The organism is Citrobacter sp. RHB36-C18 (assembly GCF_013814485.1).
Classification (GTDB): domain Bacteria; phylum Pseudomonadota; class Gammaproteobacteria; order Enterobacterales; family Enterobacteriaceae; genus Citrobacter; species Citrobacter braakii.
The window spans coordinates 4143201-4165179 of sequence record NZ_CP057125.1 but is presented as its reverse complement, the minus strand read 5'-3'; the positions used below and the strand labels follow the sequence as shown (position 1 = coordinate 4165179).

The following is a 21979-nucleotide window of genomic DNA, read 5'->3' as shown; positions in this document are numbered from 1 at the left end:
AAGAGTGCGACAAAAGGTTGGGAATATATGCCGGATGGCGGCTGCACCTTGTCCGGCCTGTGGGCGTAGGTTTTGAGACATGGTGGGGAATTGTAGGCCCGAAAGCTGTGCGCCATCGGGCAATCCAGAATGAGGGTTACTTCTTCAATCCCGCAAACGCGGCTCTGATCTCGTCTTCCGGCAGGTTAATACCGATAAACACCAGCAGGCTGTGGGGTTGTTCGTCGTCCCACGGGCGATCCCAGTCGGCGCTGTACAGACGCTGAACGCCCTGGAACAGCAGGCGGTTCGGCTCGCCTTCAATCCACAGCATGCCTTTGTAGCGCAGCAGCTTCTCGGCGGATTCCAGCAGCAGATTTTCCATTACTCGCGACACGTCACTGATGTTTACCGGGTAATCCAGCTCGACGACGATCGAGGAGATATCATTTTGCTTGTCGGCGATAAAGTGGAAGCGTGGTTTGGCGCTGACCACGTTCTCCTCGAGCATAAAACCGTTGGTATCGAACAGCAAGGAGAGGTCGATATCACCATGCGTGACGGTATACACCGGGGCGCGGGCGTTGATGCGCGCCAGGCGCTCACGCAGTTTCTCGCTTTCACCCGCCACGTCGGTTTTGGTCAGCAGGATGCGGTCAGCGTAGCCTACCTGTGACTGGGCGATGGTGAACTGGTTCATCTGCTCGTCGGCATGTACCGCGTCAACCAGCGCAATCACACCGTCCAACAGGTAGCGTTCGCAAATCACTTCATGGGAGAAAAAGGTCTGAATAATCGGGCCGGGGTCGGCCATGCCGGTGCACTCGATCACCAAACGGTCGAAATGGATGGCGCCTTTGTCGAGGTTGTCGAGCAGATCTAACAGTGCGTCTTCCAGCTCACTGGAGCGGGTACAGCAAATGCAGCCGTTGGTCAGGGTTTTGATCTGCGTGGCGCGGTCGCCAATCAGCTGATCGTCCACCGAGACTTCGCCGAATTCGTTTTCGATAACGGCAATCTTATAGCCGTGCTGCTCGTTGAGAATATGGCGCAGCAGGGTGGTTTTACCCGCGCCAAGAAAACCGGTGAGTAGGGTAACTGCAATCGGGGTCATTCATTTCTCCTTCTAACAGCAACTGCTTCCGCCGCTACCGTAGCGGGCTTCCTGGCGCTCGCGGAAGAATTCTTCGTAGGTCATGTACGGCTTATCGGGATGGTTGGTCTTCATGTGCTCGACGTAGTTGTCGTAGTCCGGAATGCCAATCAGCATCTTTGCCGCCTGACCGAGGTATTTTTTTGCCTGACCTAAAGTACCAAACATAAACAATCCTGATAAGCGAAAAGCCCCGCCGAAGCGGGGCTGAATACGGTTAGTGATGTGAAGAGGTCTTCACGCCGCCTTCCGGCACCGGTACATACGGCGTCTCTTTATCAGAGCGACCGTTGATGGCGCGGGCTTTCTGCCAGGTACGGAACCCGTAGAAAATGATGCTGTACACCACCACCAGGAACAGAATACTCAGGCCTGCGTTGGTGTAGTTGTTGACAACGATGTGGTTCATGTTGGCAATCTGCTGAGCGGTCAGTTCGCCGCCGTTAGCAATCTTCTCTTTGTACTGATTCGCCATGAAGAAGAAGCCTTCCATCTGCGGGTTGGTGCTGAACAGTTTCAGACCCAGCGCCCAGGTGGTGCAGATAAGCAGCCATACTGCCGGAACAACGGTAACCCAGATGTATTTGGTGCGCTGCATTTTAACCAGTACCACGGTGCCCAGAACCAGCGCCACGGCAGCCAGCATCTGGTTAGAGATACCGAACAGCGGCCACAGGCTCTTAACGCCGCCCAGCGGGTCAACAACGCCTTGATACAGCAGGTAACCCCACAGGCCTACGCAGCCCGCAGTACCGATGATGCCCGCAACCAGAGAGTCGGTTTTCTTCAGGAACGGAACGAAGTTACCCAGTAAATCCTGCAGCATAAAGCGGCCAGAACGGGTACCAGCATCCAGTGCGGTCAGGATGAACAACGCTTCAAACAGAATACCGAAGTGGTACCAGAAGCCCATATCAGCCATCGGCAGCACTTTGTGGAACACGTGAGCGATACCAACAGCCAGCGTCGGCGCGCCACCTGCGCGGTTCAGAACGGACGGTTCACCGATGTCTTTCGCGGTCTGCAGGATCTGCTCAGGCGAAATGACGAAGCCCCAGGAGCTGACGGTCGCCGCCGCATGTGCGGTTACGTCTTTCAACTGCGCCATAATCAGCGGGGCGTTCTCGCCGCTCATTTCATGCAGGTTCGGCATGGTGATGCCAAGGCCTGCTGGCGGGGTGTTCATTGCGAAGTACAGACCCGGTTCGATAATGGACGCGGCAACCAGCGCCATAATCGCCACGAAGGACTCCATCAGCATGGCGCCGTAACCGATAAAGCGCGCGTCGGTTTCACAGGCCAGCAGCTTCGGTGTGGTACCAGAAGCGATCAGCGCGTGGAAGCCAGAGACCGCACCACACGCGATGGTGATGAACAGGAACGGGAACAGCGCGCCTTTCCACAGCGGGCCAGTACCATCAACGTACTGAGTCATCGCCGGCATTTTCAGTTCCGGGTTGAGGATAACAATCCCCACCGCCAGACCGACGATAACGCCGATTTTCAGGAAGGTAGCCAGATAGTCGCGCGGCGCGAGGATCAGCCATACCGGCAGCAGCGCAGAGATAAACGCGTAGCCGATCAGGGTAAAGGTAATGGTGGTGTCTTTAAAGGTCAGCGCCGGGCCCCAGTACGGGTCGTGAGCAATCACGCCGCCGAAGTAGATAGACGCAACCAGCAGCACAATACCAATCACTGACACTTCGCCCACACGACCCGGTCGCAGGAATCGCATGTAAATCCCCATGAATAGCGCGATAGGTACGGTTGAGCAGACGGTGAACACACCCCACGGGCTTTCAGCCAGCGCTTTCACCACGATCAGCGCCAGTACCGCAAGGATGATGATCATGATTAAGAAGCAGCCGAACAGCGCAATGGTTCCCGGGATCGGGCCCATCTCTTCTTTGATCATCTCACCCAGAGATGCGCCGTTACGGCGTGAAGAGATAAACAGCACCATGAAGTCCTGCACCGCACCGGCCAGCACGACACCCGCCAGCAGCCACAGCGTACCGGGCAGATAGCCCATCTGCGCGGCCAGTACCGGCCCAACCAGCGGACCTGCACCTGCGATAGCGGCAAAGTGGTGGCCAAACAATACGTTACGGTTGGTTGGAACGTAGTTCAGACCGTCATTGTTGATGACCGCCGGCGTGGCACGCGTCGGGTCAAGTTTCATCACCTTTTGGGCGATGTACAGACTGTAGTAACGATAGGCCACCAGATAAACAGAAACTGAGGCGACCACGATCCACAGGGCACTGATGTGCTCACCCCGACGTAATGCCACTACCGAGAGGCAGAATGCACCGATGATTCCGAGAATCACCCAGGGTATGTGCTTGAATATCTTTTTCGTATCCATAGTAAAACCTGGTATCTAATTAATAATTGGCCGAAGCCGCGTGGGTTTGATCTTGTGTTTGAGGAGGTAATTTGACTGCTATGTTGGGGGGATCTTGCCAGAGAAGTACGCGCGTAAAGTAAGGTAAATAAGTGAGCGGTTGTATGTCAGCTTAAGCGGTCCCAAGTGTCAGTGAGCGGTAAGCAATGGGGACTAACGGGTATATTTATGTGATTGAGATCACTAATAAACCCGCTTAGCGCTTTGGCAGACGGCGTGGATCGACGAATCGTCGATGCTGAGATCGATTCAACTAGCACAAATTTCATAAAGTTTTCCCTTTCCAGGCCGAAAATTCTGACATCTGTCTAGCGGAAAGAGAAAACATGTTAAAACGAATGAAGATTGTTACCAGCTTACTGCTGGTATTGGCGCTATTTGGCCTTTTACAGCTCGCCTCCGGCGGCTTGTTTTTTAACTCACTTAAGAATGACAAAGAGAACTTTACCGTTCTGCAAACCATTCGCCAGCAGCAGTCTGCGCTGAACGCCACCTGGGTTGAGCTGCTGCAAACGCGTAATACCCTGAACCGGGCGGGTATTCGCTACATGATGGATCAGAGCAATATCGGCAGCGGTGCGACCGTTGCTGAGCTGATGCAGGTAGCCAGCACGGCGCTGAAACTGACGGAAAAAAACTGGGCGATTTACGAGTCGCTCCCGCGCGATCCGCGTCAAAGTGAAGCCGCGTTCCAGGAGATCAACCGCACCTATGACATCTATCACGGCGCGCTGGCGGAGCTGATCCAGTTACTGGGTGACGGGAAGATCAACGCGTTCTTTGATCAACCCACGCAGAGCTATCAGGATGGTTTTGAGAAGACATACATCAACTACATGCAGCAGAACGATCGCCTGTATGACATTGCGGTAGCAGATAACAACAGCTCTTACAGTCAGGCGATGTGGGTACTGGTCTGTGTGCTGATTACCGTACTGGCGGCAATTATTGCGGTCTGGTTCGGCATCAAACTGACTCTTATCTCCCCAATGAACCGTCTGATCGACAGCATTCGTCATATCGCCAGCGGCGACCTGGTGAAGCGTATTGAGGTGGAAGGTTCCAACGAGATTGGCCAACTGGCGGAAAGTCTGCGTCACATGCAGGGTGAGCTGATGAACACCGTGGGTGATGTGCGTAACGGTGCCAACGCGATTTACAGCGGGGCCAGCGAGATTGCGATGGGCAACAACGATCTCTCCTCGCGTACCGAGCAGCAGGCTGCATCTCTGGAAGAAACCGCAGCCAGCATGGAACAGCTGACGGCGACCGTGAAGCAGAACGCCGAAAACGCGCGTCAGGCCAGCCATCTGGCCCTGAGCGCTTCTGAAACCGCGCAAAAAGGCGGCAAAGTGGTGGATAACGTGGTGCAAACCATGCGCGACATCGCTTCCAGTTCGCAGAAAATCGCCGACATTATCAGCGTCATCGATGGCATTGCCTTCCAGACCAACATTCTGGCGCTCAACGCCGCGGTAGAAGCCGCGCGTGCGGGCGAGCAGGGCCGTGGTTTTGCTGTGGTTGCGGGTGAAGTTCGTAACCTGGCCCAGCGTAGTGCGCAGGCCGCGCGCGAGATCAAGAGCCTGATTGAAGACTCGGTCAGCCGTGTGGATGTGGGTTCAACGCTGGTAGAAAGCGCTGGTGAAACCATGGATGAGATCGTCAATGCGGTAACCCGCGTGACCGATATCATGGGTGAAATTGCCTCTGCTTCTGATGAACAGAGCCGCGGTATCGACCAGGTCGGTCTGGCCGTTGCAGAGATGGATCGTGTGACGCAGCAGAACGCCTCGCTGGTGGAAGAATCCGCCGCCGCCGCTGCGGCGCTGGAAGAGCAGGCCAGCCGCCTGACCCAGGCCGTTGCCGTGTTCCGTATTCAGCATGACCAACAGCGCGCGCGTGACGTTGCTGCCGCTAAACCGGTTTCAACGGTCCAGCCGCGAAAAGCTGCGGTAACGGATGCCGGGGATAACTGGGAAACGTTCTAAGTTGGTAATGCCCGATAAGGCGTAGTCGCCCGCGGGCAATTAACGCAGCATCAGGCGCATGGCGCAGCGTAGTTCGTACGTCTGCCCGTGCGCCGCTTCGTCTTCTCTTTTCTGGCGCAGCAGTGCAGGAAGCGTCTCGTCAGCCAGCATTTCGAACCCCAGTCGAGCGTACAATGGCGCATTCCACGGCACATCACGGAAGGTGGTCAGCGTGAGCGATGTATAACCTTTCTCGCGCGCCTGTTCGGCAACATAGCCAATCAATCTGCGACCAATACCTTTTCCCTGCCACTCCAGATGCAATGAAAGTTCAGCAATAAACAGCGATGACCCCAGCGTTTCGGCAACTAAAAAACCGACCGGATGCTCGTCGACCTGCGCCAGCCAGCTCATGCCAGCAGCGGCAAATGCCCGATGCTGGTCAACCGATATAATCTGGTCGTCAGCAATCCACGCCAGTTCGGGGATGAGTAAAAAACGTTGCCCCGCAGATCGTTCGATGGCGGGAAGAGCGGCAGTTTCTGCCAGAGTGGTGGAGCGTAAGGTGATGTTCATTTGTCGAGCATAACATGCCCGATAAGCGCGGTGTTATCGGGCATCATGAGGATTAATCTTTACGCGGATCGCTGATGGGTTGGCGCACCAGGAAGATGTAGGCGAGGGCTCCCACCATGGTGACGCAGCCACAGATGATTAGCGCCAGACGGAAAGAGTTGGTGGTATCAACAATAAATCCGGTGACGATTGGTGCAAACGACGCGCAGATAAAGCTGGCAAAGTTCTGGATACTGCCCACGGAGGCGGTCATGCGTGAGGCGACGGCTACGTGGATCAGACCCCAGCACGAGGTGCCGGCGAAGTGGATACAGAACAGCGCCATACCGATCAGTAATACGGCGGCCATCGACGTTGTGGCCTGCGGCACGATGAAAGTGAAGGCCGCAGAACAGAACATCCCGGCGATAATACAAATCTTACGGCTCTTAATCGGTGCCATACCGCCTTTCACCAGCCAGTCGGTAACAAAACCGTTAATTAACATGCCGGCTGCGCCAAACAGGAATGGGATCGCCGCCATTAATCCGGTGCTTTTTAAATCCAGGTTGTAGGAGGTTTGCAGGTAGCCTGGCAGCCATGCCAGATATAACCATGCGGTGTAGTTGATGCCGCTAAAGCCCAGCATCATGCCCCACATAGTGCGGTTGCGGAACAGGCTGCGCCATTCGGCAAAGCTCAGCGGATCGCGGCGGGCATTGACGCTACCGGCGTTCAGATACGCTTGTTCAGTAGCGCTCAGCGCAATCTGCTCGCGGTTGCGATACAGCATGTACCAGCCGATGGCGAGGAAAATACCCAGCACGCCGATGGTAATAAACATCCAACGCCAGCCCATCACCAGCATCATGGCAGCCAGAATCGGCGGGCTAATGGCAACACCGATGGTGGAAGCGGCGTTGAATAACCCCATTGGGCGACCGCGCTCTTTGATGTTAAACCAGTCGTTGATGACCTTTACGCCGCACGGGTTCATGGGCGCTTCGCCGATCCCCATCCCGATACGCACGAGAACAAACTGAGTGAAGCTGTGAACCATGCCAGACATCGCCTGAAACAGCGACCAGAAGAACATCCCCAGCCCCAGCATAATGCGCGGACCTTTGCGATCCAGCAGCGGGCCGCAGGGCAACTGTGCAATACCGTAAGCGAGAGAAAACACTGACAGCAGTACGCCGATTTGCGTGGCGCTCAGCCCCAGTTCTTCACGAATCGTTAAGTTGGCGACCGACAGTGAACTGCGGTCGAGATAATTAATCACCGCAGCAAAAAATAATAAAATCATTGCTGTGGTCTGAATACGTTTTATTCGGCTACTGCGTTGCACCATGCCCTCAGGCGGAACGTTAATATCCGCAGATGACGACGTGCCAAACGAAGAACTCGGGTCGAGGGTAATATTATTTTTTTCCACGCCGGACTCCTGAACCTCAATAATTTATTTTCACACAGCCGGGCTGTGCAGTATTGAAAAAATACCAGTGATGAATCAATTTGCTCATCACCGCTCACAAAAGTTTTTAATGCAGTCGACTTAGCGTGAGCATAGGCAAGCGGTATTTTTCCGGCGTTTTTATTTTTATAAAATCGTGCTCCCGGTAATGGTTTGCTGTTTTTTATCGGTACTTAATGAGCGGCGCTATGGCTTTGGTTGATGGAGCGAATCATCGATTGTTTGGCTGAATTCAAATGGTTACAGAGCGCCAGGGTGGCATCCAGGTCGCTGCGGCAAATCAGTGCGCTGAGGATGGTCATATGCTCATCAATGGCAATGATATTGCGCTGCTTGAGGTCGCTTTCATCCCACTGATAATGAAAGTGGAAAATCACGGAGATGATTTCAAGTGATTGATTAAAAAATATATTATCTGCTGCGGAGAGGAGTAAAGCATGAAACTCACGGTCTAACTGCGAGAACATACGAAAGCTGCTGCCGATGCTGTCGCGCAGGACCCGGTGACGCTCCAGCAGTGTTTTAGCCTGCAGCCAGCGCGGGTCATCGTCGGGCAGATTGAGAAAATGCTGCAGGGAATGGGTTTCCAGCATCTCTCTGAGTTCAAACAGCTGTTCCGCATAGGCCTGATCGAACTGCTTCATGCTCCAATGGCCGCGTTTTTCGTTTTTGATCAGATTGTAACGTTCGAATTTTAAAAGATATTCTCTCACCACCACCGGGCTGACCCCTGCAGCTCTGGCAAGCTGTAGTTCGGAGAAACTCTCCCCTGCGCGTAGCTGACGCTGGTTGATCATGGTGAAAAAAGCCTGCTCAAAAATCCGGTTTTGCTCAGTCATGGAGGCGGTGGTACAGGCAAAACCGTCGTCATGGTCGGGTTTACGTACGATGACATAGTGGCTGCCGACCTGGGTCAGCACGCCGCACTCGCCTAAGTGGCTCAGCATATGGCGCACGGTGGTGCGGCTGATGTTGTACATCTCCGCCAGCGCGCTTTGCGACGGGAGGGGGGAAGGGATATGACCACGCGCCATATCATCGATTATCTGGTTAATCACATTGTGGCGTAAGTTCTGTGAACGGCTCATGGCTTCTCCTTTTTGCGTATTAAAACCCGATTTAAAACATTTTTATGCGCTGGGATTCACAGATTGTGTTTCTGCTTTCTCCGGCTTTTTTATTTTCGTTGATATCTGAGGCAACAAAAAAACAGGAGAGCAGAATCATGTCTACGATGAATACGTTGATTTGCCAGGAACCTAAAAAATTAGTCTGGAAAGAGCGTGAAATACCTATTCCGGGTGAGGGTGAAGCATTAATAAAAATTAAATCAGTCGGGATTTGCGGTACCGATATTCATGCCTGGGGTGGCAATCAGCCATTTTTCAGCTATCCACGTGTACTGGGTCATGAAATATGTGGGGAAATTGTCGGGCTGGGCAAAAATATACAGAATCTGAAAAATGGTCAGCAGGTGGCGGTTATTCCTTACGTGGCCTGCCAGCAGTGTCCGGCCTGTCTGAGCGGGCGCACTAACTGCTGCGAGAAGATTTCGGTGATTGGCGTGCATCAGGATGGCGGCTTCAGCGAATACCTGTCCGTACCGGTCACCAACCTGTTGGATGCGCAGGGAATTGATCCGCAGGCGGCGGCGCTGATTGAGCCTTATGCCATTAGCGCGCATGCGGTACACCGGGCGGCAGTGGCTCCGGGTGAGCAGGTGCTGGTGGTCGGTGCCGGTCCGATTGGTCTGGGCGCGGCGGCGATTGCCAAAGCCGATGGCGCACAGGTGGTGGTCGCCGATACCAGTCCGGCTCGCCGGGAGCATGTGGTTTCCCGGTTGGGGCTCCCGGTTATCGATCCGTCTGCTGAAGATTTTGATGCGCAACTGCGTGACCAGTTTGGTGGTTCGCTGGCGCAAAAGGTCATTGATGCCACGGGCAATCAGCATGCGATGAACAACACGGTGAATTTGATTCGCCATGGCGGCAGCATTGTTTTCGTTGGGCTATTCAAAGGCGATTTGCAGTTCTCCGATCCGGAGTTCCACAAAAAAGAGACCACCATGATGGGCAGTCGCAACGCCACACCGGAAGATTTCGCCAAGGTGGGCCGCCTGATGTCGGAAGGCAAACTGACCGCCGACATGATGCTCACGCACCGTTACGCGTTTGCCACACTGGCAGAAATCTACGAACGGGATGTGATTAACAACCGTGAGCTGATTAAAGGCGTGATCACGTTCTGAGAGGGGAAATGCGATGAAGACATTGAATCGACGTGATTTTCCGGGAACCAGTTACCCAACGCGCGTGATCCAGTTTGGTGAAGGGAATTTCCTGCGGGCGTTTGTCGACTGGCAACTGGATATCCTCAACGAGCAAACCTTTTTGAACGCTGGCGTGACCATCGTTCGCCCGATCAATAGCGATTTTCCACCGTCGCTGAATACCCAGGACGGGCTGTATACCACGCTTATTCGCGGGCTAAACGCGCAGGGCGAAGCGGTGAGCGAGGCGCGGCTGATCCGTTCGGTGAATAACGAAATCAATCCGTATCAGGACTTCGCGGCGTATCTGGCGCTGGCCCACAATGCGGATATTCGCTTTGTGTTTTCAAATACCACCGAAGCCGGAATTAGCTATCACGCGGCAGACCGGGTCGATGATGCGCCGCCGGTAAGCTTTCCGGCTAAACTGACGCGTCTGCTGCTGGAACGTTTTAATCATTTTGAGGGCGCAGTGGATAAGGGCTGGGTCATTATCCCGTGCGAGCTTATCGACTATAACGGTGAGGCGCTCAAAACGCTGGTACTGCGGTATGCACAGGAGTGGCAGCTTCCCCCGGCGTTTGCCGACTGGGTGGCGACGGCAAACACCTTCTGTTCCACGCTGGTCGACCGCATTGTCACCGGCTACCCGCGAGAAGAAGCCGCCGCGCTGGAGGCTACGCTTGGCTATCACGATGCGTTTCTCGATACCGCGGAGCATTTTTACCTGTTTGTGATTCAGGGGCCGCAGTGGCTGGCCGAGGAGCTGAATCTGGCGCGGTGCCCGCTGAACATTCGGGTAGTGAGCGATATTAAACCGTACAAAGAGCGTAAGGTCGCCATTCTCAATGGCGCGCATACGGCGTTGGTGCCGGTGGCCTGGCTGTGTGGTCTGGAGACCGTCGGCGAAGCGATGCAGGATGCCGATGTCCGTCACTTTGTCGAGCGGGCGATTAGCGAGGAAATTATACCGGTATTGGATCTCCCGGCGGATGAACTGCGTGAATTTGCCGACGCGGTGAGCGGGCGTTTTCAAAACCCCTACATTCGTCACCAGTTGCTTTCCATTGCGCTTAACGGGATGACCAAATTCCGTACCCGAATTTTGCCGCAACTGCTGGCGGGCCAGCAAAATGGGCGCTGGCCCGTGCGGTTAACGTTCGCCCTCGCGGCGCTGCTGGCGTTTTATCGCGCAGAGCGGGAGGGAGAACGCTATCCGATACAGGATGATGAGCAGTGGGTTAGCCTGTATGCCAGTCTGTGGCCGCGAGTTGGCTGTGATTTAACGCTGCGTGAACTGGTGGATACTGTGCTCGGCGATGCGGCGCACTGGGGTGAAGATTTGACGTTGCTGCCCGGGCTTGCCGGGCAGGTGACGGCAAACCTGGAAATGATTCTGGTGCAGGGTATGCGCCAGGCAGTGAAAAGTCTGGAATAAGGTTGCCATGCAGCGCCCGGTGTGGTGTTGGGCGCTGTTTTTTTTTCAGACAATAAATGCGGCTAGCTGTAAGACTGATAAGCGAAGCGCCATCAGCCATTTCATGTTACGAGCCCTGAGCGACCACTTTGATTTCAACCATCCCGATCCCCAGCTTACGCGGCGAGTGGCCGAGAATATTGCCCTCGTTGGTGGCGACCGGATCGGGTGGGACAATCACCAGCGTATCGGCATCTGCCGGGTTATCAAAATGCAAGGTAGTGGTAGTGACATCATGGCCTAACACCAGCGTCTGTTCCTCGTGGCCAACGCGCACGGGAATAGGACGATTGGCATTGTCGCCGAAGGCTTTCGCGGTGATGACCAGATCGAATTTCTTCGGCAGCGGGGCCTTGTACTCGATGGTCACCTCTTTGCTGAGCTGCGCATTGGACCAGCGCCCCCAGGATTCGGGGCGTGATATGCCGCTAAACTGTTTAACCTCTTCCGGCGCGCCCGCCACGTTGAAGACGAAGCTGTCGGCTTTGTAGCGAATGTCGTTATCGACAATTTTCAGCGTATCAACGTTACCTTTGTAGCGCTCCATGTCGATCACCGTGTCTTTAAACACGGTTTTACTTTTCCATATGGCTTTGTCGACGTGCTGCACGATTTGCTGTCCGCCTAACTGGCCTTGCGATACGCACCAGTCGGTGGAGAGCGCCAGCTCCGGGGCCCATAGCTGCGCCATTTTGTAGCAGCGATCAACCCAGACAAAGTTATCTCGCGGCGCGAAATCTGCCAGTTGGAAGCGCAGCGGGGCCGAGTATTCGCTTTCCGGCAGCGGCTCGACGCGTTTGTCCGATACGCGCAGCAACAACGGCAGGCGGAAATGGCTGCCGGAGAAAGAGATCATGTTTTTGTCCTGGTCGACGGTGAACTCTTTCATCTCTTTCGGGAAATTCCACAGGCGGATGATATCGGGCTTCCACGCCAGCATTTTTTCTTTGATGTTCAGGAACACTTCAGACACGGATTCGCTCGACAAACTGCTGCGGCCAAGACCGATAAAGTTATCGCCACCGAGAATATCCAGTACCGTTGCCCCGTTATCCATCGTGTTACGCTTCACCGCCAGCGTCTCCTGCTGTGGCTGGTCGCCGCGCAGCACGAAGAACAGGTTGTTGCGATCCTGCTTGTTCAGATACTTCCATGCGGTGTTGTTCATCGCCAGATGATCGGAAGAAACCACGATAACGGTATCTTTGAACCACGGTGAGGCTTTGATCTTATTGATAAATTCGGCAATGTTTTCCTGGCTGCAGCTGACCGCGCTGAAGGATTGGTTGGCCTTCCCGTCGATGTCATAACGTTTACGGTTGCAGCTACGTGAGATAAATCCATCTGGATGATGGGTATCCACGGTCAGCGTAAATAGTGAAAAGCGCTGGCCCGAACGTGAAAGCTCTTCGAATTTTTTCCACGCTTCATCCAGCACGGTATCGTCGTAGAAGCCCCAGTCGTTGCGATAGGCCGGGTCCGCAACCACGCTTTTTAACTCTTCCGCACCGTACAGATGATCAAAACCGTGAGATTTCAGGAACACGTCTTTGCCGGCAAAGCGCAGGTTGGCTCCCTGCACAAAGTAGTTTTGATAGCCGGAGTTTTTCAGGATATCGCCCAGACAGATATTGTTGGGGAAGAAGCTGGAGACCGACGCCGAGGCGTTGCCTTCAAACGGCGCAAACAGCGGAATACCGCACTGGGAGGCGACCATGCCAGCGATGGTGTAATCGGTACCCGGCAGTTGCATGGTATTGCTGAAATCCAGACCTTCGTTTTTCAACGCACCGAGTTCCGGGGTCAGATCCGGGAACGCGTCGTTGTTAAAATAGGTGCGCTCGAGGCTTTCGCCATAGATATAAACCAGATTCAGCTTCGGGTTGGGAATCGTTTTTGACGGCTCTTTATAATAGGTTGGGAAATCCGGATCGCCATCGCGCGACTGCGACTTTACCAGTTCGGTTATCTGGTGAAACGCCGGGCTGGCGTCTACGGAGGCCAGCGCCAGCAGCAGGGCCAGCAGACTGTAACCCACATGATGCGGATGATGGCGACGGCGGCGCAGAATCCAGCCGAGAGCGACAAAAACGGTCGTCAGGACCAGCGCAATCCCGACACCAGGTAAGATATATTTTCCAATTCCCGCGCCGGTCAGGCTGTTGGTCAGCGTGTACAGAACCGCGTCATTGATACCGTCGCCGGTGAAATAGTCACTGGCATACAGCGTGATATTCAAGACAATAAAAATCCCCAGCACCGTTAACGTGGCAGCAAACCACCAGGTATTGCGACCCGCTTTCCAGGCGTAAATCAGCACTGAAGCGAGAAACAGAGTGATGGAGATGAGTTCTGACAACGATCGATCCTCAGTAAACCGGGCAAACGCCTGGCAGGCTAATGATTTGGGGAAAGCACAATGTAATAGCGATGTTGCATTGCTGCAATTGTAGTGACATTAAATTACGTTGTTATTCAGAATTGGTTTAGATATGCGTGTTTTTTGCGGGGATTTACTGATTATTTGACGTGTGAATTTTATGGGGAGCAGGTTGATGCCGCGCAGGATATACGCGGCATGTCGTGCGTCAGGAAATGAAGTTCATACCCTGTTTTAACACCAGATCGCAGGCCTTGGTTTTTACCTGCTTCGCCAGCGAGCTGTTGCCAATTGTGTTCAGGTCCAGTTGTTGACCATCTTTGGCGTTGAGCAGCCCCTGAATGCCGTCCATATAGTTGGTGTCTTGTTTCTGCTCCGGAGCACTGAGGCCCAGTTTATCCAGCACCTGGTTTTTGACGTTTTGCGTGTCGGTGACCGAGGCCAGTTTCTGTTTCGCGCAATATTCCAGGATCCCGGCGGCGTTATTCATGCTGCTGGAGGTCAGCGACTGATTGCTGCCATTCAGTAGACTGGTCAGGGAAGAGAGTGACGAGCCGCCCTGCGAGCCGGAGCTTTGTTTGCTCAGTTCGCTGGCCGCGCTGGAGAGCGAATCCTGCCAGGAGGCGGCGAAAACGCTGGTCGAGATGAGCGTGCTGGCGGCAAGCGCACCGCACAGCAGACGTTTGGTTGTTTTCATCATTATATGCAACTCGTGTTATGCCTTTTCAGCGCAGTATAGCGCCGGCAGTCTTAGGAGTGGTCCTAATACGTTAATACTCTTTACCGGTTACCCGACTACGGTAGCTTTCCCAGTTGAAGTTTACCCATAAGCTATTGCCTAAGCGCATACGATCCATGACCCGTTCGCCGAGAAGTTTATTCATTTCATCCATGGTCAGGTTGGTCAGCATACCGGTTGGCCGTTTAGAGGACGAGCGACGATCGACGATCTGGTTGATGATCACCTTTTCATAGCGGGATTCGGTCTGCACGCCGATTTCGTCGATCACCAGCAAATCGACATTGCTGAGATCGTTCAGCAGCTGTTCTTCGCTGGTTTCACGGTTGCTGAAGGTATCTTTCATGGCTGACATGATGTCCGCAACGGTGATAATCAGCACCGACTTGCCGCGCAGCAGCAGTTCGTTGCAGATAGCGGCGGCCAGATGGTTTTTGCCGGTGCCGGGCTTGCCAGAGAAAATAAAGCTGGCGATGTTGCCGTCAAACTCTTCAACGTACTGGCGAGCTTTGCTCAGGGCGTTCATCTGACCTTCGCATTCCACCCGATAGTTATCGAACGAACAGTTCTGATGCAGTGGACGAATACCGGAACGGTTGAATGTGCGCTGCATTTTCATAGCCCGGTTTTCACGGGCCAGCGCTGCGGCGCGAATTTCACCTTGCTCTTTTTGCCATGCCAGCAGCTCCTCGCCCGTTTTAAAGGCTGGCTCGACATTAGCCGGCATCATTTTTTGCAGACGTTTCATCAGGTCGCCAACGTTTTTCATCGTTATCCTCTAAAACCCGGTGGAATATGGTTGTCAGGCTCGCTGACACTGTTCACATCGCGCTTCGGCATTCCGCCATTGCTGGCCCGGCCAATCTGGATGCTGCGTGCCAGTTTTTGCTGCCACTGAATATGGTGAAAGACTTTGCCTTCGGCCTGCCAGTAGGCGACAAATGAGGCCAGTTCCTCGGCGGTGACCGGTTCTCTTAACGCCACGCCCCACAGAGCGGCCTGGCGCTGAAAGTCGGCATCGGGCTGCCAGTCAGCGTACATCGCAAATTTCCCCATTGGCACGACAACAGGAGCGGTTTGCGGCTCTTCATAAAATTGTGCATCCAGCGTCACATCGCTTCCCGGGCGTGACAGTTTCTCTTCAAGCGCCAACAACTCGGCCAGTCGTGCAGGCGTCACCGCGTAAAATGCTGGCGCGTTATTGGCGAATACGGCTACGGCACCGCCCGCAGACCTGGCCAGCACCGTATGGTGATCGTGTAGTAAGGCGTCAATGCTAGTGACGTCCGGCGTCAAAATTTTGCTGGGCATAATGTTTCTCAATACTGAACAACAACCGAGAAGGGGACTGCTTTTATAGTAACACAGAGAAGAAGGAGAGCAGCAGATGAGGGGGCGATTCCCCTCTCTGCGAGGAGCTAACAAAGCGTGCCGCTAAACACGCGGGCGTTTGCGATACAGCCATAATCCCGGTACGGATAGCCCGATAGAGAGCGCTCCGACAATCGATGAGGCTTTCAGGAAATTGGTCAACAGCGTGATCATCAGCGCTTCGCTGTAGCCAAAATGGCCGATTTTTACCGCCGAGATCATGGCGGTATAGGCCGAGATCCCAGGGAACATGGGGATTACTGCCGCAACGGTGAAGACTTTCGGATGCGCCAGATACCAGCGTGACCACTGGATCCCAATGCAGCCCACCAGTAGCGACGCCATAAAAGTTGACCATTCGATATTAAATCCAGCGCTCATCATCACCATTCGTGAACCGTGGCCGAGTGCGCCGAGTAACGCGCACCAGGGGAGCGCCCGATGTGGTACGTTAAATACCATGGCAAAACCAAGCGCCGGAATCGCCGACAGGATCATGTCCTGCATTAGCGCCAAAATGAAATCGATCACGCCCATCCGCGCAGCCCCCATAAGGTCATCGACATGACTACGCCAATGCAGGTCGCCAGCGTCAGCAGACTGGCAATAGCCCAGCGAGCGAGCCCAGTATTAATGTGTCCCTTAAACATATCCGCGACGGAGTTGATCAACGGAAAACCCGGAACCAACAGCAGCACGCTGGCGGCCATGGCGATGGTTGGAGTGTGGTTAAACGTCGGCAACGTCAGCAGCAGACCAGAAATCGAGGTTGCCACAAACGCAGTAATGCAGAAGTTGATTTGCGGGTGCAAATGCCGGGACGCCAGAATCTGGCGAATATACATCGCCACCATACTGGCGAAAAAGGTGATCACCGCGCCATCCCATCCGCCATTATTGAGTTTACAAAAGCAGGCGCAGGACAAGCCGACCATAAAGGCGACCAACCATCTTGGATAGCGCAGCGGCTTAATCTGGCTAAAGCGTTTCTCAACGCCTTTAACATCCAGCAGTTTGTGTTCCGCCAGAATAACGATGTGCTGCACCTCCGTCACGACGTGCATGTTAATTCCGCGATCCTGATTTTTTCGCGTTGAAGTCAGGCACTGCCCGTCTTTAATGGTGGTCAGGACGATGGCGTTAGAGGAGATAGCGCTTTCTACGCTATCCATGCCAAGCGCTAGCCCGAGGCGGGTGGATAGCTCGTCAACCAGCGCACTTTCTGCCCCATGCTGAAGTAAAAAAAGACCGCATTGAATACATAACCGTGTAACCGTTCGCTGTGACGACTGCTCTGTTTGCATGACTCGCTCTGACTGAAAAGGATCTCTTTGCGTGGCGGATGTCTTCTTTTTATCATGAAGCATGATCCTGTTGGCTCTGGCTAAGATCAATCTTTGCGTCGAAAAAAGATGCAGATCGTACGTTTGATGCGTTTGCACATCTCACTTGCTTATCAATAAAGACAGCGCTTATGAAAATGTAATGTTATTTATCAGGATGGAAAATACGTAAGCAACGCTAACGATCTATTGTAGTTCTTTTAATTGTACAAAGAGTGTATTCATGAGTAATTATTGGCATGATGGTTCAATAGTTTGATGCTACTGGGATTGTAGCGGTATAACTTTGTTTATAAATAAAAGCCAAGGATAAACAATTCACCTCGTCTATTGTTTAGGGTTTCCTGTTAATTAATACTTTTAATTTATCAGGGGATTTTTAATAAGTGCGAATACGGACTGGTGAGTGTGGAGGAGATATGTTGCCAGGACGCTGCAAAAACGCAATTATTATTAGTAAATTACCGATCGTACAAACCGGACTTAAAGGTGTAATGCAGGGGCAGTTCGCTGATTATGAACTTACCTACTGCCGCTCCGTCGAAGAATTGACGTTGCTGCAGCTGCGTTGTGCCGATTTGGTGATTGCTGATTTATCCGGAGACTGTAATCATCCACGTTCAGTCTGCGAACAGTATTATTCTTTATTATCTCAATACCGCGATATTCACTGGGTATTTCTCGTTTCTCGTGTTTTTTATCCGCTGGCCATTGAATTGCTGATGTGTCCTGTCAGTTCGCTGTTATCTGATGCCGAGACGATTGAAAGTTTGGTGAATGTTATTCACGCAGGAAATAGCCGTGCCGAGAGAATTAGCAAGTCGCTGCTTTCTCCGCCCGTGATGCCAGAATTAGCAGACCATAGCGCCCGCTCAATTGTACTTACCCTCTCGGAGAGGAAAGTGCTGAGACTCCTGGGAAAAGGTTGGGGAATTAATCAGATTGCGACATTGCTGAAGAAAAGCAATAAAACGATTAGCGCCCAAAAGAACAGTGCTATGCGCCGCTTGTCGATACATAGCAATGCAGAAATGTACGCCTGGATAAACAGTTCTCAAGGATCGCGAGAATTGAATTTACCTTCAGTTTATGGAGAAACCACGGAATGGAAAGCCGAAGCATCAAAAGAAACGTTGCGCTGGTAGAGAAGTGCGCGATGAGTAGCGTCGGTATTAAGAGCCTGTTTAATACCATGCCGGATAACCAATACGAACTTCATATCTTTTCGAGCCAGCCTGCATTTAGTCAGGTGATGTTAAAAACGTCGTTTTCGGCGGTTATTTTCTCCCTCTCTGCAATCAGAACCGATCGCAGGGCCGGGTTAGCTTATCTGACGGAACTGGCTGTAAATTTTCCGCGTATTCGCCGGGTGGTGATTGCTGATGATGACGCTGAAGCGCGATTAATCGGCTCTTTGTCACCGTTGCCGTTAGATGGCGTTGTGAGCAAATCTTCTTCATTAACGGTACTGCAGGACGCGTTATTTACGGTATTGAACGGTCCCAACCGGGGAACCGAAGGTTCTAAAAACCATTGGTATATCAATCAAAGCCGTATGCTCAGTCCAACAGAACGAGAAATACTGCGCTTTATGTCGAATGGCTATTCAATGCCGCAGATCGCTGCTCAGTTAGAGCGGAATATTAAAACCATTCGGGCACATAAATTTAATGTGATGTCCAAGCTGGGCGTGAGCTCAGATGCCGGACTGCTGGATGCTGCAGATATCCTGCTGTACCTGCGTGCAGGTGAACCTGCACCTTTTCTACAGGCGGCTTCTTAGCGGGTAATGTTAGATCGTTTCGTGCCGGGTTTCGTTATCGGCACGGAACGTGAATCATCCCTGACACACATCCACCCAGGTGGCGGAAGTCAGCTCAGCCATCCTTTCTGGCGTGATACGAACGGCGCTGTGGATGGCGCCTGCGGCGGGAAGCACTTCAGCGTAATGCTTCAACGAAACGTCGCAGTATACCGAAATCGGCGTTTCCAGTCCGAAAGGGCAAACACCGCCAACGGGATGGCCCGTCGCGTTCACTACTTCATCGCTACTCAACATACGGGCTTTGGCACCGAAAGTGCTCTTTAGCTTTTTGTTATCCAGTCGGGCATCACCTTTGGCGACGACCAGAATAATGTCGTTCTTGACCTTAAGCGAAAGCGTTTTCGCGATCTGGCCTGGTTCGACGTTATGGGCTTTCGCTGCCAGATCGACGGTAGCTGTGCTCTGATCTAATTCGATAATCTCAATATCTGGTGCATATTGCGCTAAAAATTGGCGTACTGATTGCAAACTCATTCTTCTCTCCAAATCGCCTACAGGCAGCTCCATCCAGCAGAAAACCGCATGGCGTAATTTGTCATAGGGGCAAGCTCGCTGTAAATATTTTAATGTAACAACATGGCAACATTGGCAGTTTTTCGATCGTCTTCACAATCAAAGAAACCGGTTACAGTAACCGGTTGCAGAATGCTCAAATGGCGATTAATACTGAAGTTGTCACTTCCTCTGTATCACATAATAAGAGCCATCTATGAAACTGAACTCAAAATGCAGTAGCGCTGGCGTTCCTCCCGGCACGGTTGCGAAAAGTAGTAATGGGCTTTACGTGGTGGTGTTGATACCAGCACGGTTGCAGGGTTTTGCACAACGGGAGAACGGCTATGTCTACTAATCATGCTGTGTTTAATGTGATTTTCCGCTTCGTTGAAAATTACGTCAGCCCTGTTGCCGGGCGCATCTCTTCACAACGTCATGTGATGGCTATCCGTGATGGGTTTATTTCGGCGATGCCCTTTATGATCGTAGGCTCGTTTCTGCTGGTTTTCGCCTATCCGCCTTTTTCTCCGGATACCACCTGGGGGTTTGCACGTGCGTGGCTGGATATGGCGAAACAGTTTGAAGGCCAAATCCTCACACCGTTTGATATGACGATGGGGATCATGTCAGTCTACATATGTGCGGCTATCGCTTATAACCTGGGCAAGCACTATGTGAAGTCGCATCAGCTAGATCCCTTCATGTGTGCGATGCTATCGATCATGGCTTTTTTGCTGATTGCTGCACCGAAAACTAAAGGCACGATGCCGGTTGATAGCCTGGGCGGTACGGGGATTTTCACTGCCATCCTGGTGGCTATTTACTGCGTTGAAATGATGCGCTTCCTGAAGGCGCACAACATCGGCATTCGTTTACCCGATCAGGTGCCGCCGATGATCAAAAACTCCTTCGATCTGCTGATCCCTGTGCTGGTGGTGGTGCTGACGCTGTACCCGCTGAGTCTGGTGATTCAGTCGCAGTTTGACATGCTGATCCCGCAGGCCATCATGGCCATCTTTAAACCACTGGTGTCTGCAGCGGATTCTCTGCCAGCGATACTGCTGGCGGTGCTGATCGGCCATCTGCTGTGGTTTGCGGGTATTCATGGCGCGGCAATTGTGTCGGGAATGCTGCAAATGTTCTGGCTCACCAATCTCGGGATGAACCAGTCGGCGCTGGCGCAGGGCGCGCCTTTACCGCATATCTTTATGGAAGCGTTCTGGACGTTCTTTATTGTGGTTGGAGGTTCCGGCGCGACGATGGGGCTGGTGATTTGCTATCTGCGTAGCCGCTCGGCCCATCTGCGATCGATCGGGCGTTTGAGCGTTGTCCCGAGCATTTTTAATATTAACGAACCGGTGATTTTCGGTACGCCGATTGTCATGAACCCGGTGTTCTTCATTCCCTTCCTGCTGGCCCCGATGGTGAACGCGGTGCTGGCCTGGGCGGCGATGAAGCTGGATTTGATTGGGCGGGTGATTTCAGTGGTTCCCTGGACGGCCCCGGCACCGGTTGGCGCGGCATGGGCGTTAGGCTGGGATTATCGAGCGGCCATTCTGGTTGTCCTGCTGGCACTGGTGTCTGCCGTCATCTACTTCCCATTCTTTAAGGTTTACGAAAAGCAGCTATTAGCGCAGGAAAAAGAAGAAGCACAGCGTATAGAAGAAGAAAATCAGCAGGTTGCATAACTGACGGGCGAGGGGCTACGGCTCCTCGCTTACTTCAGCGTGCAGTCACCGCATTGCTGGACATCGGGCAGGCGATAGCGCTGGCAGCAGGTTCTGCGCACTAACAGTCCCTCGCGCGGAACAACGGTACGCCACAGGGGATTATCCTGACCGCAGGAGAGTTGTTTCTCAAAAAAACAGGTCTGGCGCAGTGTGGTCAGCACTTCTTCACCTAATAACGGCTTCATTTCCGTTAAATACCAGTGAATTAAATATCCGGTGTTGCTCCAGATAAGCTTCGCATTGATCTCGCCTGTCGCTTCCAGCGCCTGCACAACCGGCGTCAGCGCCGAGAGAATCAGCGTTTCCATGCGTTGCTGAGGAGACTGGGCCGTGACCTGGTGATCCTGATGCACGTCGATCCAGAAGCAGGCCGCACGGCCTGTTTCGTGGAATTCTACGTGCATGTGTTCAGGAGAGACATCGATGGCCTCTTTTTGCGTCAGCAGGGCCACCATGAGCGGAGGCATCATCAGGCCGATATACCACTGCGCCCAGAGAGAAATCAACGGCTTATTTTCGCGTGGCAGCGTGGGCTGATTGCGATAAATATGGTCTGAATAGACAGCCAGCAATGAACTTAGCGTCGTTGATTGCGTCCATTCATGTAGCGTCATCGCTCCTGGCACGGGCGTTTCGTCAAGACGAATGAAGTCCAGCAGGTGCTCACGGGTGTTGGCTATCGTTGCGCGTACGGCAGCAGCCAGCGAGGGCATCTTTGCAGGCAGAGGGCTACGCCAGATGACATCTTCAACGATCGGTGCGGAACGATAAGCCATGTCGATATAAGGATGTTAATCTTAATGATAATGATTGCT

The 21979-nt window shown here is 53.1% G+C and carries 20 protein-coding genes; 6 read left to right on the top strand and 14 right to left on the bottom strand.

Going from position 1 to position 21979, the window contains the following annotated elements; translation table 11 throughout:
- Nucleotides 1-136: 136 nt before the first annotated feature.
- Genes yjiA through btsT form a run of 3 tightly spaced genes read right to left on the bottom strand, consistent with a single transcriptional unit; the run spans nucleotide 137 to nucleotide 3500 of the window.
- Complete coding sequence (yjiA, locus tag HVZ52_RS19800; protein WP_181598616.1) at nucleotides 137-1093, bottom strand: GTPase; 957 nt, start codon at nucleotides 1091-1093, stop codon at nucleotides 137-139.
- 12 nt (nucleotides 1094-1105) lie between these two features.
- Nucleotides 1106-1300, bottom strand: a complete 195-nt coding sequence (locus HVZ52_RS19795; RefSeq protein WP_003830038.1) for a YbdD/YjiX family protein — start codon at nucleotides 1298-1300, stop codon at nucleotides 1106-1108.
- A gap of 49 nt (nucleotides 1301-1349) precedes the next feature.
- Nucleotides 1350-3500, bottom strand: a complete 2151-nt coding sequence (gene btsT / locus HVZ52_RS19790) for a pyruvate/proton symporter BtsT (RefSeq protein ID WP_003830033.1) — start codon at nucleotides 3498-3500, stop codon at nucleotides 1350-1352.
- A gap of 365 nt (nucleotides 3501-3865) precedes the next feature.
- Between btsT and tsr the strand changes: the two genes are divergently transcribed.
- The gene (gene tsr / locus HVZ52_RS19785) at nucleotides 3866-5527 is read left to right on the top strand and encodes a methyl-accepting chemotaxis protein (protein ID WP_016155617.1); all 1662 of its coding nucleotides are present in this window, start codon (nucleotides 3866-3868) and stop codon (nucleotides 5525-5527) included.
- Nucleotides 5528-5566: 39 nt separating this feature from the next.
- Here tsr and HVZ52_RS19780 read toward each other — a convergent pair whose 3' ends face one another.
- The 3 genes from HVZ52_RS19780 to HVZ52_RS19770 form a co-directional block, all read right to left on the bottom strand.
- Nucleotides 5567-6082, bottom strand: coding sequence for a GNAT family N-acetyltransferase (locus tag HVZ52_RS19780; RefSeq protein WP_047358387.1), 516 nt, complete (start codon nucleotides 6080-6082; stop codon nucleotides 5567-5569).
- 52 nt (nucleotides 6083-6134) lie between these two features.
- Nucleotides 6135-7496 (bottom strand): MFS transporter, encoded by a 1362-nt coding sequence (locus tag HVZ52_RS19775; RefSeq protein WP_016155619.1) that lies wholly within the window; start codon nucleotides 7494-7496, stop codon nucleotides 6135-6137.
- 212 nt (nucleotides 7497-7708) lie between these two features.
- The gene (locus HVZ52_RS19770) at nucleotides 7709-8623 is read right to left on the bottom strand and encodes a GntR family transcriptional regulator (protein ID WP_016151582.1); all 915 of its coding nucleotides are present in this window, start codon (nucleotides 8621-8623) and stop codon (nucleotides 7709-7711) included.
- Between the two features lie 137 nt (nucleotides 8624-8760).
- On the opposite strand from HVZ52_RS19770, the gene HVZ52_RS19765 reads away from it, so the two are divergent.
- Both HVZ52_RS19765 and HVZ52_RS19760 read left to right on the top strand, forming a co-directional pair.
- Nucleotides 8761-9783 carry a zinc-binding alcohol dehydrogenase family protein gene (locus HVZ52_RS19765; RefSeq protein ID WP_181598615.1) on the top strand — a complete coding sequence of 341 codons (1023 nt, stop codon included), beginning with the start codon at nucleotides 8761-8763 and terminating at the stop codon, nucleotides 9781-9783.
- 13 nt (nucleotides 9784-9796) lie between these two features.
- Nucleotides 9797-11242, top strand: coding sequence for a tagaturonate reductase (locus tag HVZ52_RS19760; RefSeq protein WP_181598614.1), 1446 nt, complete (start codon nucleotides 9797-9799; stop codon nucleotides 11240-11242).
- 106 nt (nucleotides 11243-11348) lie between these two features.
- On the opposite strand, the gene opgB is transcribed toward HVZ52_RS19760, so the two are convergent.
- The 6 genes from opgB to HVZ52_RS19730 form a co-directional block, all read right to left on the bottom strand.
- Complete coding sequence (opgB, locus tag HVZ52_RS19755) at nucleotides 11349-13640, bottom strand: phosphatidylglycerol--membrane-oligosaccharide glycerophosphotransferase (RefSeq protein WP_181598613.1); 2292 nt, start codon at nucleotides 13638-13640, stop codon at nucleotides 11349-11351.
- A gap of 229 nt (nucleotides 13641-13869) precedes the next feature.
- Nucleotides 13870-14361: a DUF2501 domain-containing protein gene (locus HVZ52_RS19750; RefSeq protein ID WP_137352594.1), complete on the bottom strand. Its 492-nt coding sequence runs from the start codon at nucleotides 14359-14361 to the stop codon at nucleotides 13870-13872.
- A 70-nt stretch (nucleotides 14362-14431) separates the two neighbouring features.
- On the bottom strand, nucleotides 14432-15169 hold the full coding sequence (gene dnaC, locus HVZ52_RS19745; RefSeq protein ID WP_101700348.1) for a DNA replication protein DnaC: 738 nt from the start codon (nucleotides 15167-15169) through the stop codon (nucleotides 14432-14434).
- 2 nt (nucleotides 15170-15171) lie between these two features.
- Nucleotides 15172-15711, bottom strand: a complete 540-nt coding sequence (gene dnaT / locus HVZ52_RS19740) for a primosomal protein DnaT (protein ID WP_016151588.1) — start codon at nucleotides 15709-15711, stop codon at nucleotides 15172-15174.
- A gap of 123 nt (nucleotides 15712-15834) precedes the next feature.
- A complete protein-coding gene (locus tag HVZ52_RS19735; RefSeq protein ID WP_016151589.1) occupies nucleotides 15835-16308 on the bottom strand; it encodes a threonine/serine exporter in 474 nt (157 codons plus the stop codon).
- Complete coding sequence (locus tag HVZ52_RS19730; RefSeq protein WP_016155624.1) at nucleotides 16299-17075, bottom strand: threonine/serine exporter ThrE family protein; 777 nt, start codon at nucleotides 17073-17075, stop codon at nucleotides 16299-16301. Before HVZ52_RS19730 ends, HVZ52_RS19735 begins: the two co-directional genes overlap by 10 nt.
- A 458-nt stretch (nucleotides 17076-17533) precedes the next feature.
- Here HVZ52_RS19730 and HVZ52_RS19725 point away from each other — a divergent pair, with 458 nt between their 5' ends.
- Both HVZ52_RS19725 and bglJ read left to right on the top strand, forming a co-directional pair.
- Entirely contained in the window at nucleotides 17534-18259 is a 726-nt protein-coding gene (locus HVZ52_RS19725) for a response regulator transcription factor (RefSeq protein ID WP_016151591.1), read from the top strand.
- Nucleotides 18220-18897, top strand: coding sequence for a DNA-binding transcriptional activator BglJ (gene bglJ / locus HVZ52_RS19720; RefSeq protein WP_029139757.1), 678 nt, complete (start codon nucleotides 18220-18222; stop codon nucleotides 18895-18897). Before HVZ52_RS19725 ends, bglJ begins: the two co-directional genes overlap by 40 nt.
- A gap of 54 nt (nucleotides 18898-18951) precedes the next feature.
- Here the strand turns inward: bglJ and HVZ52_RS19715 are convergent, their stop codons facing one another.
- The gene (locus HVZ52_RS19715; protein WP_016151593.1) at nucleotides 18952-19413 is read right to left on the bottom strand and encodes a YbaK/EbsC family protein; all 462 of its coding nucleotides are present in this window, start codon (nucleotides 19411-19413) and stop codon (nucleotides 18952-18954) included.
- Between the two features lie 365 nt (nucleotides 19414-19778).
- Between HVZ52_RS19715 and HVZ52_RS19710 the strand changes: the two genes are divergently transcribed.
- Nucleotides 19779-21122 carry a PTS sugar transporter subunit IIC gene (locus HVZ52_RS19710; protein WP_016151595.1) on the top strand — a complete coding sequence of 448 codons (1344 nt, stop codon included), beginning with the start codon at nucleotides 19779-19781 and terminating at the stop codon, nucleotides 21120-21122.
- A gap of 29 nt (nucleotides 21123-21151) precedes the next feature.
- On the opposite strand, the gene fhuF is transcribed toward HVZ52_RS19710, so the two are convergent.
- Nucleotides 21152-21940 carry a siderophore-iron reductase FhuF gene (gene fhuF, locus HVZ52_RS19705; RefSeq protein ID WP_181598612.1) on the bottom strand — a complete coding sequence of 263 codons (789 nt, stop codon included), beginning with the start codon at nucleotides 21938-21940 and terminating at the stop codon, nucleotides 21152-21154.
- Nucleotides 21941-21979 lie beyond the last annotated feature (39 nt).

What these genes read in the sequence shown, in the direction of transcription:
- yjiA (WP_181598616.1), bottom strand. Translation starts at nt 1,093, where the DNA reads ATGACCCCGATTGCAGTTACCCTACTCACCGGTTTTCTTGGCGCGGGT.
- HVZ52_RS19795 (WP_003830038.1), bottom strand. Translation starts at nt 1,300, where the DNA reads ATGTTTGGTACTTTAGGTCAGGCAAAAAAATACCTCGGTCAGGCGGCA.
- btsT (WP_003830033.1), bottom strand. Translation starts at nt 3,500, where the DNA reads ATGGATACGAAAAAGATATTCAAGCACATACCCTGGGTGATTCTCGGA.
- tsr (WP_016155617.1), top strand. Translation starts at nt 3,866, where the DNA reads ATGTTAAAACGAATGAAGATTGTTACCAGCTTACTGCTGGTATTGGCG.
- HVZ52_RS19780 (WP_047358387.1), bottom strand. Translation starts at nt 6,082, where the DNA reads ATGAACATCACCTTACGCTCCACCACTCTGGCAGAAACTGCCGCTCTT.
- HVZ52_RS19770 (WP_016151582.1), bottom strand. Translation starts at nt 8,623, where the DNA reads ATGAGCCGTTCACAGAACTTACGCCACAATGTGATTAACCAGATAATC.
- HVZ52_RS19765 (WP_181598615.1), top strand. Translation starts at nt 8,761, where the DNA reads ATGTCTACGATGAATACGTTGATTTGCCAGGAACCTAAAAAATTAGTC.
- HVZ52_RS19760 (WP_181598614.1), top strand. Translation starts at nt 9,797, where the DNA reads ATGAAGACATTGAATCGACGTGATTTTCCGGGAACCAGTTACCCAACG.
- HVZ52_RS19750 (WP_137352594.1), bottom strand. Translation starts at nt 14,361, where the DNA reads ATGATGAAAACAACCAAACGTCTGCTGTGCGGTGCGCTTGCCGCCAGC.
- dnaC (WP_101700348.1), bottom strand. Translation starts at nt 15,169, where the DNA reads ATGAAAAACGTTGGCGACCTGATGAAACGTCTGCAAAAAATGATGCCG.
- dnaT (WP_016151588.1), bottom strand. Translation starts at nt 15,711, where the DNA reads ATGCCCAGCAAAATTTTGACGCCGGACGTCACTAGCATTGACGCCTTA.
- HVZ52_RS19735 (WP_016151589.1), bottom strand. Translation starts at nt 16,308, where the DNA reads ATGGGCGTGATCGATTTCATTTTGGCGCTAATGCAGGACATGATCCTG.
- HVZ52_RS19730 (WP_016155624.1), bottom strand. Translation starts at nt 17,075, where the DNA reads ATGCAAACAGAGCAGTCGTCACAGCGAACGGTTACACGGTTATGTATT.
- HVZ52_RS19725 (WP_016151591.1), top strand. Translation starts at nt 17,534, where the DNA reads ATGTTGCCAGGACGCTGCAAAAACGCAATTATTATTAGTAAATTACCG.
- bglJ (WP_029139757.1), top strand. Translation starts at nt 18,220, where the DNA reads ATGGAAAGCCGAAGCATCAAAAGAAACGTTGCGCTGGTAGAGAAGTGC.
- HVZ52_RS19715 (WP_016151593.1), bottom strand. Translation starts at nt 19,413, where the DNA reads ATGAGTTTGCAATCAGTACGCCAATTTTTAGCGCAATATGCACCAGAT.
- HVZ52_RS19710 (WP_016151595.1), top strand. Translation starts at nt 19,779, where the DNA reads ATGTCTACTAATCATGCTGTGTTTAATGTGATTTTCCGCTTCGTTGAA.
- fhuF (WP_181598612.1), bottom strand. Translation starts at nt 21,940, where the DNA reads ATGGCTTATCGTTCCGCACCGATCGTTGAAGATGTCATCTGGCGTAGC.